Here is a 16632-nt window from a genome sequence, read left to right as displayed (position 1 = left end):
TTCGACCCGAGGCTTGACCGCCCCCTACCCCGTCTTCACTATGGGAGCGCTCCCACTGGTTCAAGGCTTGACATGTCCGAGTCGCAGGAGGAACCAGCACCATGCATCCCCCACCCAGGAGACGCAGAGGCTTACGACGGTTACTGACGGCCGTCGCGGCCGCTCTCGCCCTTCCCCTGACGATGCTCTCGACCGGCTCGACCCCCGCCCGGGCGGCCGCCGTCCAGTGCAGCGTCGACTACAAGACGAACGACTGGGGCTCCGGATTCACCACGGAGCTGACCCTCACCAACCGCGGTACGGACGCCATCGACGGCTGGACCCTGACGTACGGCTACGCGGGCAACCAGAAGCTGGTGAACGGCTGGAACGGCAGCTGGACGCAGTCCGGCACGACCGTGACCGTGAAGAACGCCGGGTACAACGCCCGGATCGCCGCCGGCGCCGCCGTCACGACCGGCGGCCAGTTCACCTACAGCGGCAGCAACGCCGCACCCACCTCCTTCGCGATCAACGGCACCCCCTGCGTCGGCGCCCACCAGCCGCCGATCACCGTACTGACCAGCCCCCAGGCCGGCGCCGTCTACACCCAGGGCGAGACGGTCCCGCTCGCCGCCACCGCGGCGGCGGCCGACCAGGCCACCATCACCAAGGTGGAGTTCTACGACGACACCGAGCTGCTGGGCTCGGACAGCAGCGCGCCCTTCACGCTCTCCGTCGGCGGCTTGACCGTGGGCAGTCATTCACTGGTGGCGAAGGCGTACGACAGCATGGGCGCCTCCGCCGAATCGACCCCGGTCGGCATCACGGTCGCCTCGGGTCCCGCCGTGGTGGCCACGCCGTCCCAGCTCGGCGTCCAGCAGGGCGAGTCGGGCACGTACGAGGTGAAGCTGTCCAAGCAGCCGAGCTCGAACGTGACCGTCACGACGGCACGGGCGAGCGGCAACTCGGGGCTGTCGGTCTCCGGCGGCGCGTCGCTCACCTTCACGCCGGCGAACTGGAACACCGCGCAGAAGGTGACGATCGCCGCCGACTCCTCGGGCAGCGGCTCGGCGGTCTTCGAGTCCTCGGCGCCGGGTCACGCCAAGGCGGCGGTCACGGTGACCCAGCTGGGCGCCCAGAAGACGTACGACGCGCGTTTCCTGGAGCTGTACGGGAAGATCACCGATCCGGCGAACGGATACTTCTCGCCGGAGGGCATCCCGTACCACTCGGTCGAGACGCTGATCGTCGAGGCGCCGGACCACGGCCACGAGACCACCTCGGAGGCGTACAGCTACCTGCTGTGGCTGCAGGCGATGTACGGCAAGGTGACCGGTGACTGGTCGAAGTTCAACGAGGCCTGGGACATCATGGAGAAGTTCATGATCCCGACCCACGCCGACCAGCCGACCAACTCCTTCTACAACCCCTCGAAGCCGGCGACGTACGCGCCCGAGTACGACACCCCGAACGAGTACCCGTCCGCGCTGGACACGGGCGTCCCGGTCGGCCCCGACCCGATCGCGGCCGAGCTGAAGTCCGCCTACGGCACGGACGACGTCTACGGCATGCACTGGATCCAGGACGTCGACAACGTGTACGGCTACGGCAACTCGCCCGGCAAGTGCGAGGCGGGTCCGGCGGACACCGGTCCTTCGTACATCAACACCTTCCAGCGCGGCCCGCAGGAGTCGGTCTGGGAGACCGTCCCGCAGCCCACCTGCGACGCCTTCAAGTACGGCGGGAAGAACGGCTACCTGGACCTGTTCACCAAGGACGCGTCCTACGCCAAGCAGTGGAAGTTCACCAACGCCCCGGACGCCGACGCGCGTGCCGTGCAGGCCGCGTACTGGGCGGACCTGTGGGCCAAGGACCAGGGCAAGGGCTCCCAGGTCTCCGCGACGGTCGCCAAGGCCGCGAAGATGGGCGACTACCTGCGCTACGCCATGTTCGACAAGTACTTCAAGAAGGTCGGCAACTGCACCAGCCCGTCCTGCCCGGCCGGCACCGGCAAGGACGCCTCGCACTACCTGCTGTCCTGGTACTACGCCTGGGGCGGCGCCACCGACACCTCGGCCGGCTGGGCCTGGCGCATCGGCTCCAGCCACGCGCACGGCGGCTACCAGAACCCCCTCGCCGCGTACGCGCTGAGCCAGTACGCGCCGCTGAAGCCGAAGTCGGCGACGGGCGCGGGCGACTGGGCGAAGTCGATGCAGCGCCAGCTGGAGTTCTACCGCTGGCTGCAGTCCGACGAGGGCGGCATCGCGGGCGGCGCGACCAACAGCTGGGCGGGCCGGTACACGACCCCGCCGTCCGGCACCCCGACCTTCTACGGCATGCACTACGACGAGAAGCCGGTCTACCACGACCCGCCGTCCAACCAGTGGTTCGGCTTCCAGGCGTGGTCGATGGAGCGGGTCGCCGAGCTGTACCAGCAGACCGGCAACGCGCTCGCCAAGTCGGTCCTCGACAAGTGGGTGGACTGGGCGCTGTCCGAGACCACGGTCAACCCGGACGGCTCCTTCCGGATCCCGTCGACGCTGCAGTGGTCGGGCAAGCCCGACACCTGGAACGCGTCGTCGCCCGGCGCCAACAGCGGACTGCACGTCACCGTCGCCGACTACACCAACGACGTCGGTGTGGCCGCGGCGTACGCCAAGACGCTGACGTACTACGCCGACCGCTCCGGTGACACGGAGGCGGCGGCCACGGCGAAGGCGCTGCTCGACGGCATGTGGGAGAACAACCAGGACGCGCTCGGCATCGCCGTCCCGGAGACCCGCGCCGACTACAACCGCTTCGACGACCCGGTCCACGTCCCGAGCGGCTGGAGCGGCACCATGCCCAACGGCGACGTGATCAACTCGTCGTCGACGTTCGAGTCGATCCGCTCCTTCTACCAGGACGACCCGGCGTGGTCGAAGATCGAATCCTATCTGGCGGGCGGCGCCGCGCCCACCTTCACGTACCACCGGTTCTGGGCCCAGGCCGACATCGCCCTGGCCATGGGCTCGTACGCGGAGCTTCTCGAATAGCCCCCGCCGACGCTCCGCGGACCGGTCCCGGCACCTGACGCCGGGGCCACACACGGCCGGGCGGTCCCACTCGCGCACGGTGGGGCCGCCCGGCCCTCGCACGCTCTCCCCGCTCCCCCTCCCCCCAAGAGGAAGGAACCCCCGTGCGAAGAACCCGTGTCCTGACGACCGTGCTCGCGCTGGCGGCCGGTCTGCTCGCGGGCGGCCCGCCCGCCCTGGCCGCCGGCGCCCCGGAGCCGGCCACCGCGCTCGCCGCCGACACCTACACCTGGAAGAACGCGCGCATCGACGGCGGCGGGTTCGTGCCCGGCATCGTCTTCAACCGCAGTGAGAAGGACCTGGCCTACGCCCGCACCGACATCGGCGGCGCCTACCGCTGGCAGGAGTCCACGAAGACCTGGACCCCGCTGCTCGACTCGGTCGGCTGGGACGACTGGGGGCACACCGGTGTGGTGAGCCTCGCCTCCGACTCCGCCGACCCCGACCGGGTGTACGCGGCGGTCGGCACGTACACCAACGACTGGGACCCGGCGAACGGCGCGGTGCTGCGCTCCACGGACCGGGGCGCGAGCTGGCGGAAGGCGGACCTGCCGTTCAAGCTGGGCGGGAACATGCCGGGACGGGGCATGGGGGAACGGCTGGCGGTCGACCCGAACCGCAACAGCGTGTTGTACCTGGGCGCGCCCAGCGGCAACGGGCTGTGGCGGTCGACCGACGCGGGAGCGAGCTGGTCGGAGGTCACGTCCTTCCCCAACCCCGGGAACTACGCGCAGGATCCGAGTGACACCTCCGGGTACGCCTCCGACAACCAGGGCGTCGTCTGGGTCACCTTCGACGAGTCGACGGGCGGCGCGGGGACGGCGACGAGGACGATCTACGTCGGCGTCGCCGACAAGGAGAACGCGGTCTACCGGTCGACGGACGCCGGCGCGACCTGGCAGCGGATCGCCGGACAGCCGACGGGACACCTCGCCCACAAGGGCGTCCTCGACGCCGAGAACGGCTACCTGTACCTCGCGTACAGCGACACGGGCGGCCCCTACGACGGCGGCAAGGGCCGGCTGTACCGGTACGCGACGGCGACCGGTGCCTGGACGGACATCAGCCCGGTGGCGGAGGCCGACACCTACTACGGCTTCAGCGGACTGACCGTGGACCGGCAGAACCCCGGCACGGTGATGGCGACGGCGTACAGCTCCTGGTGGCCGGACACGCAGATCTTCCGCTCGACGGACAGCGGCGGCACGTGGACGCAGGCGTGGAGCTACACGTCGTACCCCGAGCGGCGGAACCGCTACACGATGGACGTCTCGTCGTCGCCGTGGCTGACCTGGGGCGCGAACCCGTCACCGCCCGAACAGTCCCCGAAACTGGGGTGGATGACGGAGGCGCTGGAGATCGACCCGTTCGACTCCGACCGGATGATGTACGGGACGGGCGCGACGGTCTACGGCACGGAGAACCTGACCAACTGGGACGACGACAGATCGTTCACCATCACCCCGATGGTGCGGGGCCTGGAGGAGACGGCCGTCAACGACCTGGTCTCTCCCCCCTCGGGCGCCCCGCTGATCAGCGCGCTCGGTGACGTCGGCGGCTTCCGGCACACGGACCTCACCAAGGTGCCGTCGATGATGTTCACCCAGCCGAACTTCACGTCGACGACCAGTCTGGACTTCGCCGAGTCCGACCCGAACACGGTGGTCCGGACCGGCAACCTGGACTCCGGGCCGCACATCGCGTTCTCGACCGACAACGGCGCCGACTGGTTCGCGGGAACGGACCCCTCGGGCGTGAGCGGCGGCGGCACGGTCGCGGCGGCGGCCGACGGCAGCCGGTTCGTGTGGAGCCCGCAGGGCGCGGGCGTGCACCACACGACCGGGTTCGGCACGTCCTGGTCGGCGTCGAGCGGCATCCCGGCGGGGGCGGTCGTCGAGTCCGACCGGGTGGACCCGAAGAGGTTCTACGGCTTCAAGTCCGGCAGGTTCTACGTCAGCACGGACGGCGGTGCGACGTTCACGGCGTCGGCGGCGGCGGGGCTTCCGGCCGGCGACAGCGTGCGCTTCAAGGCGCTCCCGGGCGCGAAGGGCGACATCTGGCTGGCGGGCGGGGCGAGCGACGGCCCGTACGGCCTCTGGCACTCCACCGACTCGGGCGCGACCTTCACCAAGCTGGTGAACGTCGACGAGGCCGACACCGTCGGCTTCGGCAGGGCGGCGCCGGGCGCCTCGTACCAGACCCTCTTCACCAGCGCGGAGATCGACGGCGTGCGCGGCATCTTCCGCTCCACGGACCGGGGCGCGACCTGGACCCGCGTCAACGACGACGCCCACCAGTGGGGTTGGACCGGCGCGGCCATCACCGGTGACCCGCGGGTCTACGGCCGGGTGTACGTGGCGACCAACGGCCGGGGCGTCGTCTACGGCGACACCTCGGACACCGGCGGCACGGATCCCGAGGAGCCCGAGGAGCCGGAGGAACCCGATCCGACCGGCGCCTGCGCGGTGACCTACAAGATCACCAACCAGTGGACCGACGGCTTCCAGGCCGACGTCCGGCTGACCAACACGGGCTCGGCCGCCTGGAACGGCTGGTCCCTGACCTGGTCCTTCGCGGACGGCCAGAAGATCTCCCAGCTCTGGAACGGGTCCCACACCCAGTCGGGTGCGGCCGTGACGGTCCGCAACACCGGCTGGAACGGCACGGTGGCGGCGGGCTCTTCGGCGGCCTTCGGCTTCACGGCGACCAGATCGACGGCCAACAGCAGGCCCACGGCCTTCCAGGTGGGCGGGGAGACCTGCACGGTAGGTTGATCGCAGTGCACCCCGGCCCGCCCGTACCCGGTACGGGCGGGCCGGGGTCGTGAGACCCCTGGGAAGGACATGATCACCATGAAGCTCTTGAGACCCGCCCTCGCCGTCGCGGTGCTGATGTCGGTCGCCGCCTGTGGCGGGTCGTCCGAGCCGGAGGCGTCGGCGGGCGCGACGAGCGGTGCGGAGTCCCGGGGGGCCGGGGCCGTGGAGACGAGCCCTTCGGCGGACGCCGCGCCGGTCGCCGCCGTCATGCCCGACGTCATCGGCGGCAATGCCGGACGCGCGCACGAACAGATGGGTTCCGACCTCGACATGGTCTTCGAGGACGCGAGCGGGCGGGGCCGTCCGGTGGACGACCCCGCCGCGTGGAAGATCTGCAGCTCACGGCCGGGCCCCAACCAGCAGATCACCGGATATCCGGTGGTCCTCGACGTGGTGAGGACCACCGAGAACTGCGCTTAGGTCACGGCGTGTAGACCGTCGGCCTGGGCGGGGTGGGCATGCCGACGCCGATGAAGAAGCCGGTGTGCGGGGGCTGGTTGTAGGCGGTGTTCTGCCAGGCCAGGGACGTGCGGTACAGGGTGTCGTGGAGGAGGGTGGTGATGCGCCGGTCCGTGTCGTGGGGGGTGGAGTAGATGCGCAGGTTCCTGTTGTCGCCGGTGCGCCAGACGACCTCCTCGCGCCAGTCGCCCAGGATGTCACCGGACAGGACCGGGGTGGCCTTGGTGCCGTTGTTCGAGGACACGCCCGAACCGGTCAGCAGGCGGGTGTCGGAGGACGTGCCGTACTTGTCGATGCGGGTGCCGTCGAGGAGTTCGCGGACCGGATCGCCGTCCCACCAGGAGAGGAAGTTGGCGGAGGAGGGCTTGCGGCCCTTGGTGGCGCCGCCCTCGTCGCGGACCGAACCGTCGGAGGAGGACCACATCTCCGGGCCGGAGTTGCCCGGCCAGACGTCCGCCGCGACCCCGCGGCCGTTGTCGCAGCAGGCGCCGAGCTTCCAGCGGACCGCGCCGTTCGCCGGGTCGATGTACAGCGCGGCGGGCTGGCTCGTGGACTCGGAGACCTTGTAGTACTCCAGGCCGGAGGTCGACGGGTCGAGGTCGCCGAGGTGCTGGGCGTCGCCGTGGCCGGTCCTGGTGGTCCACAGGCCGTCACCGTCGTCGTCGACGGCCATCGAGCCGTAGACGATCTCGTCCCGGCCGTCGTTGTCGACGTCACCGACGGAGAGGGCGTGGGAGCCCTGACCGTCGTACCCCTTGCCGCTGTTGGTGGAGGAGTTGGTGTCGAAGGTCCAGCGGCGGGTGAACCGGCCGTCCCGCCAGTCCCAGGCCGCGATCACCGTGCGCGTGTAGTAGCCGCGCGCCATGATCAGGGAGGGACGGGCGCCGTCCAGGTACGCGGTGCCGGCGAGGAAACGGTCGACGCGGTTGCCGTAGGAGTCGCCCCAGGAGGAGACCGTGCCGCGGGCCGGGACGTAGTCGACGGTGCCCATCGCCCTGCCGGTCTGCCCGTTGAACATCGTCAGGTACTCGGGGCCGGACAGGACGTACCCGCCGGAGTTGCGGTGGTCGGCGGAGGAACTGCCGATGACCGTCCCGGTGCCGTCCTTGGTGCCGTCGGCGGTCTTCATGGCGACCTCGGCCTTGCCGTCGCCGTCGTAGTCGTACACCTGGAACTGCGTGTAGTGGGCGCCGGAACGGATGTTGCGGCCCAGGTCGACGCGCCACAGCCGGGTGCCGTCCAGCCTGACGCCGTCGACGATCGTGTTGCCGGTGTAGCCGGACTGGGAGTTGTCCTTGGCGTTGGTGGGCTGCCACTTGAGCACGATGTCGAGGGCGCCGTCGCCGTCGAGGTCCCCGACGGAGGCGTCGTTGGCCTCGTAGGTGTAGGAGACGCCGTCGGGGGTGGTGCCGCCGGACGGCGGACTGATCGGCACGTCCTTGTAGCCGGCGCGGAACTGTACGGCGTGCACGGAGTCGCCCTGCTCGGCGCCGTTCACCACCGCGCGGACGGTGTAGTCGGCGTGGGAGGGCGCGCCGGAGTGGAAGTAGGTGGTGGAGCCGGTGATCGGACTGGAGTTGACCTTGGTGCCGGCCCGGTAGACGTTGAACGCGACGTTGTCCGGGTCGGTGCCGAGCCAGCGCCAGCTGACCAGGTTCCCGCTGCCGGTGTGCACGCTGACGACGCCGCGGTCCAGCTTCTCGACCTGCCGTGCGGTGGCGGCCTCGGCGGGCGCGTCCGACAGCGCGGTCAGGCCGGCGCCGGCCAGCGCCGCCACGGCGAGCGCCGCGGGCAGGACGACACGGCGTCTGCGGTGCCTGTGGGGGTGGGTCACGGGAGGGACCTCCTGGGAGGACGGATGGGTTCCGCCTACCGGTCGCCGCCGGAACCCTCCAGGTTGCCGTCCGACGGTTTCCGGTACGCCCTGAGCCGGAACACGGGGTCGGCGCGGGGCCGGTCCTGGTCGGGGAGCTCGGCCAGCCGGGCGGCGAACTCCTCGGCGATCGGCGCACCGGGCGGCAGGGTGACGAACCAGCCGCGCCGCAGGTCCGCGATGGTGCGGCGGGGACTGCGGCCCTGGCCGCACCCCCGGAAGCGGGCCTCCCCCGCGGGGAGCAGACCGTGCCCGGCGGCGCAGGCGTCGACGGCGTCGAGGGCGTCGGGGACCGGGCTGCGCGGGCGCGCGGCGAGGACCGCGTCGATGTCGCTGCCCACGTTGTGCGAGGCGCCCTTGTGGACGGTGGTGACGTACACCCCGCCGGGCCGCAGCACGCGGGCGCACTCGGCGACGACCGCCCGTACGTCCTCGGGTCCTGACATCAGGTGCAGCAGCCACACGCTGACGACGGCGTCGAACCGGGCGTCGCCGAAGGGCAGCCGGCGGCTGTCGGCGCGGACCACGGAGCCCGGCAGACGGGCGACGGCCGTCCGGGTCATCGCCGTGGAGAGGTCGACGCCCGTCACCCGCAGACCGGGGCGGGCGGCGGCCAGCCGCCGGGTCACGATGCCGGTGCCGCACGCCACGTCCAGCAGGTCCCGCGCGCCGCCCGGTACGAGGCCCATCACCGCGTCGGCGGCGGCCGCCGCCCGCGGTTCACCGCCGCGTGAGGCGTCGTACCGTTCCGCTTCCTCGTCGTAGTCCAGCACGCGCCTCAGTGTGCACCGTGTCCGGGCGCCAGGTCCTCCACCCTGCGGGCGAGCTCGAGGTCCTTCTCGGTGACGACGCCGCCCGCGCTGTGGGTGTGCACGGACAGGACCACGGTGTCGTAGCCGAGGGTGAGGTCGGAGTGGTGGTCGAGCTCCTCCTGCACCTGGGCGATGTGGACGACCATCGCCGTCGCCGCGAAGTGCGAGCCGAGCCGGTAGGAGCGGGTGATCCGGTCGCCGTCGAGCGACCAGCCCGGCAGCTCGGCCAGCCGCTCCTCGATCTCCTTCTGCGACAGCGGTTCGACGGGCATGGGCTGCGCTCCTTCACCGGTCCGGATCTCGTGCCAGGGCCTCCAGACTGCCACAGAGGACCCCCGGGCCCCCGGTCGGAAACGGGCCGCTCCCCGGTGCTGCCGTTTCTCGATTACCGTCCTGGCATGACCACTGTCACGTCCGGTACCGCTTCCCGCACCGGAGGCGTGGGCCCGCTGCTGCGCGCCTGGCGGGAGCAGCGTCGGGTCAGCCAACTGGAGCTGGCCCTGCGCGCCGGCTCCTCCGCCCGGCACATCAGCTTCGTCGAGACCGGCCGCTCCCGGCCCAGTGAGGAGATGGTGCTGCGGCTGGCCGAGCACCTGGAGGTGCCCGTGCGGGAGCGCAACGCGCTGCTGCTGGCGGCCGGTTACGCGCCCCACTACCCGGAGACCCCGCTGGACGATCCCGCGCTGGAGGTGGTGCGCGAGGGCATCGAGCGGCTGATCAGCGGCTTCGAGCCGTATCCGGCGCTGGTGGTGGACGCGATGTACGACGTCGTGGCGGCCAACCGGGGGATCATGGCGCTGTTCGACGGCGTCCCTCAGGCGCTGCTGACGCCGCCGCTGAACGCGGTGCGGCTCACCCTGCACCCGCGGGGGCTGGCGCCGCGGATCCGGAATCTGCGGGAGTGGCGCGGCCACCTGCTGGAGCAGATGCGACGGCACATCGCCCTGCACCGCTCACAGCGGCTGCGGGCGCTGTACGACGAGGTGGCGGCGTTCCCCGTACCGGACTCCGCCGGCCAGGAGGAACCGGCCGATCCGGTGGCGTACTTCGCGCTGCCGATGGTGATCGAGCACAAGGGCCGGACGCTGTCGTTCGTGTCGTCGATCTCCACCTTCAACACCCCGATGGACGTGACCGTCGCCGAGCTGGCCGTGGAGACCCTGCTCCCGGCGGACCCGGCGACGGCCGAGTACCTTCAGTCCTGGCTGAGCTGACGCTCCTTCAGCGCCATGTGCTGGAGCAGGGCGAAGCCCGCCACGGTGAGCGCCTGGAGGACCGTCCACACCGCGCCCGCCGCGGTCGGGGTGAGCCACAGCGCGAGGGCGACGAGACTCACCGCCGTCCAGGCGAGGTTGGCCTCGACGACGATCCGCACGCCGGACGCCGGCGGGTGCGGCCGGGCGGCCAGCAGGCCCACGCCGGCCGCGTAGACCGCGAGGAACGCGCCGATCCCGAGCAGCAGGCCGGAACCGGCTCCGAGGAACCGGCCGAGCGGTCCGGAGAGGGCGAGGTAGGCGGCGGCGTTGGCGCCGGTCACCACGGCGTCGAGGGCCAGGAAGCGGCGCAGCATCCGCTGCGGCTCCACGGTCCGGGCGAGCACGGCGAGCTGGGTCGTGGACATGACGCATCATCCTCCGTCGGGATCGGTTGCCGGGTCCCGGGCCGGAGTGCGCCGGCCCGGGACCCGGTGCGTCCACGATCCCGTGCGGGCGGGGCCGGGTCGATTACCTCCCGGGTCATGCGGCGGGAACCAGGGAAACAGGGCGGTCGCCCGCGGCTCGTGAGAGTCTCTGAGGGACATGACAGACTGGGCGCGTACCCGGGCGCGTTGGGGAGGCGTGGCGTGAGTGAGCGGCGGGCCGCACCCACCGTGGGCCAGGTGGTCCTGGGAAGGCGGCTGCAGGAACTGAGGGAGGCCGCGGGCCTGTCACGGGAGGAGGCCGCCCGCATCCTGCGGGTGGCGCCCGCGACCGTACGGCGGATGGAGACCGCCGAGGTCGCGCTGAAGATCCCGTACGTCCAGCTGCTGCTGAGCGCCTACGGGGTGCCCGAGGGCGAGTCCGCCGCGTTCGTCGAGCTCACCGAGGAGGCGAACCGGCCGGGCTGGTGGCAGAGGTACGGCGACGTGCTGCCCGACTGGTTCAGCATGTACGTGAGCCTGGAGGGCGCCGCCCGTATCATCCGCTCCTACGAGCCGCACTTCGTGCCGGGGCTGCTGCAGACCGAGGGGTACGCGCGTGCCGTGCTGGAGGCCGGGACGATCGGGAACATCGGGCCCGAGGCGGTCGAGCGGCACGTGGCGCTGCGCATGGAGCGCCAGCGGCTGCTGGAGCGTCCCGACCCGCCGCACCTGTGGGTGCTGATGGAGGAGACGGTGCTGCGCCGTCCGGTGAGCGCCGACGGCCGGGTGATGCGCGACCAGCTCGACAAGCTCCTCGAGTACTCCGCGCGGGACCGGATCACGCTGCAGATCGCCGAGTTCGCCGACGGACCGCACCCGGGGACGTACGCGCCCTTCTCCCTGTTCCGGTTCGCCGAGCCGGAGCTGCCGGACATGGTGTTCACCGAGTACCTGACCGGCGCCCTGTACCTGGACTCCCGCAAGGAGGTGTCGGCGCATCTGGAGGTCCTGGACCACATGACGGCGCGGGCGGCCTCGGCACAGCGCACCGAGAAACTGCTGCGGGAATGCCGCGAGCACCACTGAGCCGCGCCCCCGGGCAGGCCTTTCGCGTCCACGAGGAATCCACGAGGAGAAGAACGCCCATGACCGGATCCGGCACCGCGCACGTCCGCATCGACACCAGCCGGCCGCATCCGGCCCGGGTCTACGACTGGTGGCTCGGCGGCAAGGACAACTACCCGGTGGACGAGGAGCTGGCACGCAGGATCCTCGCGGCGGACGGCACGGTGTTACGCGGGGCGCGGGCCAACCGCCGGTTCATGCACCGGGCCGTGCGCACCGTCGCCGAGGCGGGGGTACGCCAGTTCCTGGACATCGGCACGGGCATCCCCACGGAGCCCAATCTGCACCAGGTGGCGCAGGGCGTCGCCGCGGAGTCCCGCGTGGTGTACGCGGACAACGACCCGATCGTGCTGCGGCACGCCGAGGCGCTGCTGCACGGCACCGCCGAGGGCAGCACGCGGTACGTGCACGCCGACGTGCGGGACGCGGACACGCTGTTGCGCCGGGCGGCCGAGTCGCTGGACCTCGGCCGGCCGGTGGCGCTGTCGCTGGTCGCGCTGACCCACTACCTGGACGACGACCCGGACGGCGACGACGTGTACGGCCTGCTGGAGCGGTACACGGCCGCGCTGGCGCCGGGCAGCTACCTGATCCTCTCCCAGGTCACGCCCGATCTGAGCCCCGAGGCCGTGGAGCGGGCGGCGGACCTCTTCGGGCGCAGCGGCACGCCCTTCCACCCCCGCTCGCTGGCCGCGTTCTCCCGCTTCTTCACCGGCCTCGAACTGCTGGGCCCGGGGGTCATCCCGGTGCACGGGTGGCGTCCGGCGGAGGAGGACGTGGCGGCGCAGGCGGAGGGCATCGTGCCGGTCTACGCGGGGGTCGCCCGCAAGCCGTGACCGGTGCGGCGGGTCAGGCGGCGCCGTCCTCCCGCCGGCCGGTGTCCCGGTCGTCGTCGACGATCTCCGCGTCGACGACGCCGTCGTCGTCCTGCGGGGCGGTGTGCTGTTCGCCTTCCCCGGCCGGGGTCTGCTGGGCCTGCGCGTACATCGCCTGGCCCATCTTCTGGCTGACGGAGGCGAGTTTCTCGACGGCGGCACGCAGTTCGGCGGTGTCGGAGGACTCCTGCTCCAGCAGCCGCTTCACCTCCGTGAGGGCCGACTCGACCTCCGTCCTGGTCCCGCCGGGCACCTTGTCACCGTTGTCGCGCAGGAACCGTTCGGTCTGGTAGGCGAGTTGTTCGGCCTGGTTGCGGGTCTCGGCGGCCTCGCGGCGTTTGCGGTCCTCCTCGGCGTAGTTCTCGGCGTCGCGCATCATGCGGTCGATGTCGTCCTTGGGGAGGGCCGATCCGCCGGTGACGGTCATCTTCTGTTCGCGGCCGGTGGCGAGGTCCTTGGCGGAGACGTGCATGATGCCGTTGGCGTCGATGTCGAAGGCCACCTCGATCTGGGGGACGCCGCGCGGGGCCGGGGGCAGGCCGGTGAGGTCGAAGACGCCGAGCTTCTTGTTGTAGGCGGCGATCTCGCGTTCGCCCTGGTAGACCTGGATGCCGACCGAGGGCTGGTTGTCGGTGGCGGTGGTGAAGATCTCCGAACGCCGGGTGGGGATCGTGGTGTTGCGTTCGATCAGTTTGGTCATGATGCCGCCCTTGGTCTCGATGCCCAGGGACAGCGGGGTGACGTCGAGGAGCAGCACGTCCTTGACGTCGCCGCGCAGGACGCCCGCCTGGAGGGCCGCGCCGAGGGCCACGACCTCGTCGGGGTTGACGCCCTTGTGCGGTTCCTTGCCGGTGAGTTCGCGGACCAGGTCGGTGACGGCGGGCATCCGGGTGGAGCCGCCGACCAGGATGACGTGGTCGATCGCGGAGAGCTCCACGCCGGCGTCCTTGACGGCCTGGTGGAAGGGCTTCTTGCAGCGCTCGAGGAGGTCCGCGGTGAGCTCCTGGAACTGGGCGCGGGTGAGCTTCTCGTCGAGGTGCAGGGGGCCTTCGGCGGAGGCGGTGACGTAGGGCAGGTTGATCGTGGTCTCGGTGGACGAGGACAGCTCGATCTTCGCCTTCTCGGCGGCCTCCCGCAGCCGCTGCACCGCCATCTTGTCCTGCGCCAGGTCGACGCCGTACTGCCCCTTGAAGCGCTTGGCGAGGTACTCCACGACGCGCTGGTCCCAGTCGTCGCCGCCGAGGTGGGTGTCGCCGTTGGTGGCCTTCACCTCGATGACGCCCTCGCCGATGTCGAGCAGCGACACGTCGAAGGTGCCGCCGCCCAGGTCGAACACCAGGACGGTGTGGTCGTTCTCCTTGTCCAGGCCGTACGCCAGGGCCGCCGCCGTGGGCTCGTTGATGATCCTGAGCACCTTCAGGCCGGCGACCTCCCCGGCCTCCTTGGTGGCCTGCCGCTGGGTGTCGTCGAAGTACGCCGGCACGGTGATGACCGCGTCGGTGACGTCCTCGCCGAGGTAGGCCTCGGCGTCCCGGCGCAGCTTCTGCAGCACCCGGGCGGACAGTTCCTGCGCCCGGTAGCGGGTGCCGTCGACGGAGCCCTGCTCGGGGAACCGCCAGTGCGCGTCGCCCATGTACCGCTTGACCGAGCGGGCGGTGCGTTCGACGTTCGTCACGGCCTGCCGTTTGGCGACCTCGCCGACCAGCACCTCGCCGTTCTTGGCGAAGGCCACCACCGAGGGGGTGGTGCGGGCGCCCTCCGCGTTGGCGATGACGGTGGGCTCGCCGGCCTCCAGCACGGCCACCACCGAGTTCGTGGTTCCCAGATCGATTCCGACCGCACGTCCCATCGCCGTCCCCTTCCGCCAGGGCACCTCTCCGGAGTTCCAGCACAAAACTTGAGCGGATGTTTGTCAATAGGTTGAGCGGGTGATTGTCAACAAGACGTACGGTCGCGCAGGGCCACGGCGCGGCGAGGCCGGTCGGTGATCAGCACGTCCACGCGCGGGTCGTCGAGGAAGCCGCGCAGCGCCGCGTCCTCGTTGACCGTCCACACCATGGTGAACAGTCCGCCCCGCGCCGCCTCGCGCAGCACGCCGGCGCGGGCCAGCCGCCAGTGCGCGGCGACGCCGTGGGCGCCGCAGGCGCGGACCCGGCGCAGGGGCAGCAGCTCGCCGATCCGGGTCCGCACCAGCCGGCCCCGGCGGATCTCCCCGCCGTCCCGGCCGAGGGACAGCACGGTGCGCACCCGCGGGCGGGCGGCGGTGAGGGCGGCGACGGAGCTGTCCTCGAGGGTGGTGGCGACGAGTCCGTCCTCGCCGAGCAGGGCGACCGCGCGGTCGATCAGCTCCCTCTCGTAGCCGGTCTCCTTGAGGTCCAGATGGGCGACGAGCTTCCCGGCGACCAGCCCCATCACCTCGTCCACGACGGGCACGGGGTAGCCGGCGCGCTCGTTCAGCTCGGCCTGGCTGAGCGTGGACAGCGGCGGACCGGTACGGCGTACGCGGGGGTCGTGGTGGACGACGAAGACCCCGTCCGCGGTGCGCCGTACGTCGAGCTCGACGTACTCCGCGCCGGACACGAGCGCGTCCTCGTACGCCTCCCGGGTCGCCGGGGCGGCGCGCTCGGAGCCGCCCCGGTGGGCGGAGACGGCGGGGTGTGGCGTCATGGCGGTCGGCTCCGGGTGGGACGTGCCGCAGGCCGCCCCGGAAGGGAGCGGCCTGCGGTGGTGCGGTGCGGCGAGCGGGTCAGGCGAGCTTCGCCGTCAGGGTGATGTCCGTGCCCTTCAGCGCCTGGCTGACGGGGCAGTTCACCTTGGCGTCCTCGGCGGCGGCGACGAAACCGGCCTCGTCCAGGCCGGGGACGGTGCCCTCGACCGTGAGGTGGATGCCGGTGATGCCCTCGCCGGGCACGAAGGTGACGTCGGCGGAGGTGGTCAGCCGGGTCGGCGGGGTGCCGGCCTTGTCGAGACCGTTGGAGAGGGCCATCGAGAAGCAGCTGGAGTGCGCGGCGGCGATCAGCTCCTCCGGGCTGGTCTTCCCGTTCGCCTCCTCGGCCCGCGACGCCCAGGTGACCGGCTGTTCGGCGATGGCGCCGGAGGAGTCGAAGGCGACGACCCCGCTGCCCTTGAAGAGACTGCCTTCCCAAACGGTGTGTGCGGAGCGCGTGGCTGCCATGACGCATCCTTTCGAAATGTCCGGCCGTGTGTCCGGCGGTGCTCGGTCAGGGCGCCGGGTCACCGGGCGCCCTCCCCCATCCGATCACATCACAGCTCAACTCACCCGGAAGACGGGCCCCCTCGCGGTGAACGGCGGCCGTGCGCCCCGCGGGACGAGGTACGCGTGCTCCCGCCGGACCCGCGACACGTCGCACCGGCCGTCGGTGATGACGGGGAGCGGCGCGATGGCGCGGGCCGGAGCACGACGGGCGCCGGGTCCGGTGAACTGCCTCCCGCGGAGACGGGGCGACGCGTTCTCAGCAAAGCCGGGCGCGGTCGAGGGTCTCGGGCACCCAGTCGTGGAACACCAGCCGCGGGAAGAGCCGGCCCTCGGTGTCGAAGGGGAACGAGAAGCCGGGCGCCATCCGCAGGTCCCGGTGCGCCACCTGGACGTGGACGCGGCTGTCCGGGAGGAAGCGGGGCGCCCCGAAGGGGCCGATCCGGTTGATCCTCGCGTGGATGCGGTCGCCGTGCACCAGGGCGGCGCAGCCGTGCTCCTCCGCCTTCTCCGCCGGGACCCCGCGGACCCAGCGGTGGAACTCGTCGAGGAACCCGTGCCGGGCCAGCTCCCGCAGGCCGGTCCGCTCCGTCCGGGCGTCCCCGTGGCCGTCGAGGAACACCATGAGCTGGGGCACCCCCGCGCGGCGGCTCCAGTGGGCGGGGAGGTCCCGGACGACGCGGTCCAGGACGCACAGGACGTCCGTGCGCACCGCCGGGTCCAGTTTCCGGAGCTCGTCCAGCGTGTACGCGGCTTCCTGGTCCATCGCGCCATCATCCGC

The 16632-nt window shown here is 71.7% G+C and carries 14 protein-coding genes; 6 read left to right on the top strand and 8 right to left on the bottom strand.

Annotated elements, in window-relative coordinates:
* Window positions 1-101: 101 nt before the first annotated feature.
* The 3 genes from ACZ8ZB_RS28920 to ACZ8ZB_RS28910 all read left to right on the top strand — a co-directional run bounded on the left by ACZ8ZB_RS28920 (window position 102) and on the right by ACZ8ZB_RS28910 (window position 6292).
* On the top strand, window positions 102-3017 hold the full coding sequence (locus ACZ8ZB_RS28920; RefSeq protein WP_470740559.1) for a glycoside hydrolase family 48 protein: 2916 nt from the start codon (window positions 102-104) through the stop codon (window positions 3015-3017).
* Between the two features lie 143 nt (window positions 3018-3160).
* Entirely contained in the window at window positions 3161-5830 is a 2670-nt protein-coding gene (locus tag ACZ8ZB_RS28915; RefSeq protein WP_470740558.1) for a cellulose binding domain-containing protein, read from the top strand.
* Between the two features lie 78 nt (window positions 5831-5908).
* A complete protein-coding gene (locus ACZ8ZB_RS28910) occupies window positions 5909-6292 on the top strand; it encodes a hypothetical protein (protein ID WP_470740557.1) in 384 nt (127 codons plus the stop codon).
* Window position 6293: 1 nt separating this feature from the next.
* Here ACZ8ZB_RS28910 and ACZ8ZB_RS28905 read toward each other — a convergent pair whose 3' ends face one another.
* From ACZ8ZB_RS28905 to ACZ8ZB_RS28895, 3 genes are read right to left on the bottom strand one after another with little or no spacing between them, the layout of a single operon-like run.
* Complete coding sequence (locus tag ACZ8ZB_RS28905) at window positions 6294-8165, bottom strand: rhamnogalacturonan lyase (protein ID WP_470740556.1); 1872 nt, start codon at window positions 8163-8165, stop codon at window positions 6294-6296.
* A gap of 35 nt (window positions 8166-8200) precedes the next feature.
* On the bottom strand, window positions 8201-8977 hold the full coding sequence (locus tag ACZ8ZB_RS28900; RefSeq protein WP_470740555.1) for a class I SAM-dependent methyltransferase: 777 nt from the start codon (window positions 8975-8977) through the stop codon (window positions 8201-8203).
* Between the two features lie 5 nt (window positions 8978-8982).
* Complete coding sequence (locus ACZ8ZB_RS28895; RefSeq protein ID WP_470740554.1) at window positions 8983-9288, bottom strand: 4a-hydroxytetrahydrobiopterin dehydratase; 306 nt, start codon at window positions 9286-9288, stop codon at window positions 8983-8985.
* 126 nt (window positions 9289-9414) lie between these two features.
* Here ACZ8ZB_RS28895 and ACZ8ZB_RS28890 point away from each other — a divergent pair, with 126 nt between their 5' ends.
* The gene (locus ACZ8ZB_RS28890; RefSeq protein WP_470740553.1) at window positions 9415-10230 is read left to right on the top strand and encodes a helix-turn-helix domain-containing protein; all 816 of its coding nucleotides are present in this window, start codon (window positions 9415-9417) and stop codon (window positions 10228-10230) included.
* On the opposite strand, the gene ACZ8ZB_RS28885 is transcribed toward ACZ8ZB_RS28890, so the two are convergent.
* Complete coding sequence (locus ACZ8ZB_RS28885; RefSeq protein WP_470740552.1) at window positions 10212-10637, bottom strand: hypothetical protein; 426 nt, start codon at window positions 10635-10637, stop codon at window positions 10212-10214. The genes ACZ8ZB_RS28890 and ACZ8ZB_RS28885 overlap by 19 nt on opposite strands.
* A 222-nt stretch (window positions 10638-10859) precedes the next feature.
* On the opposite strand from ACZ8ZB_RS28885, the gene ACZ8ZB_RS28880 reads away from it, so the two are divergent.
* Both ACZ8ZB_RS28880 and ACZ8ZB_RS28875 read left to right on the top strand, forming a co-directional pair.
* Complete coding sequence (locus tag ACZ8ZB_RS28880) at window positions 10860-11723, top strand: helix-turn-helix domain-containing protein (RefSeq protein WP_470740551.1); 864 nt, start codon at window positions 10860-10862, stop codon at window positions 11721-11723.
* 59 nt (window positions 11724-11782) lie between these two features.
* Window positions 11783-12598, top strand: a complete 816-nt coding sequence (locus ACZ8ZB_RS28875; RefSeq protein WP_470740550.1) for an SAM-dependent methyltransferase — start codon at window positions 11783-11785, stop codon at window positions 12596-12598.
* Between the two features lie 13 nt (window positions 12599-12611).
* Here ACZ8ZB_RS28875 and dnaK read toward each other — a convergent pair whose 3' ends face one another.
* The 4 genes from dnaK to ACZ8ZB_RS28855 all read right to left on the bottom strand — a co-directional run bounded on the left by dnaK (window position 12612) and on the right by ACZ8ZB_RS28855 (window position 16617).
* Window positions 12612-14486, bottom strand: coding sequence for a molecular chaperone DnaK (gene dnaK / locus ACZ8ZB_RS28870; RefSeq protein ID WP_470740549.1), 1875 nt, complete (start codon window positions 14484-14486; stop codon window positions 12612-12614).
* Window positions 14487-14572: 86 nt separating this feature from the next.
* On the bottom strand, window positions 14573-15304 hold the full coding sequence (locus tag ACZ8ZB_RS28865) for a glycerophosphodiester phosphodiesterase family protein (protein WP_470740548.1): 732 nt from the start codon (window positions 15302-15304) through the stop codon (window positions 14573-14575).
* Window positions 15305-15383: 79 nt separating this feature from the next.
* The gene (locus tag ACZ8ZB_RS28860; RefSeq protein ID WP_470740547.1) at window positions 15384-15812 is read right to left on the bottom strand and encodes an OsmC family protein; all 429 of its coding nucleotides are present in this window, start codon (window positions 15810-15812) and stop codon (window positions 15384-15386) included.
* A gap of 298 nt (window positions 15813-16110) precedes the next feature.
* Entirely contained in the window at window positions 16111-16617 is a 507-nt protein-coding gene (locus tag ACZ8ZB_RS28855; protein ID WP_470740546.1) for a hypothetical protein, read from the bottom strand.
* Window positions 16618-16632 lie beyond the last annotated feature (15 nt).

Source organism: Streptomyces sp. 12E (genome assembly GCF_055633275.1).
Note: the sequence above shows the minus strand (reverse complement) of the source record. Positions and strands in the feature narration are given on the sequence as shown.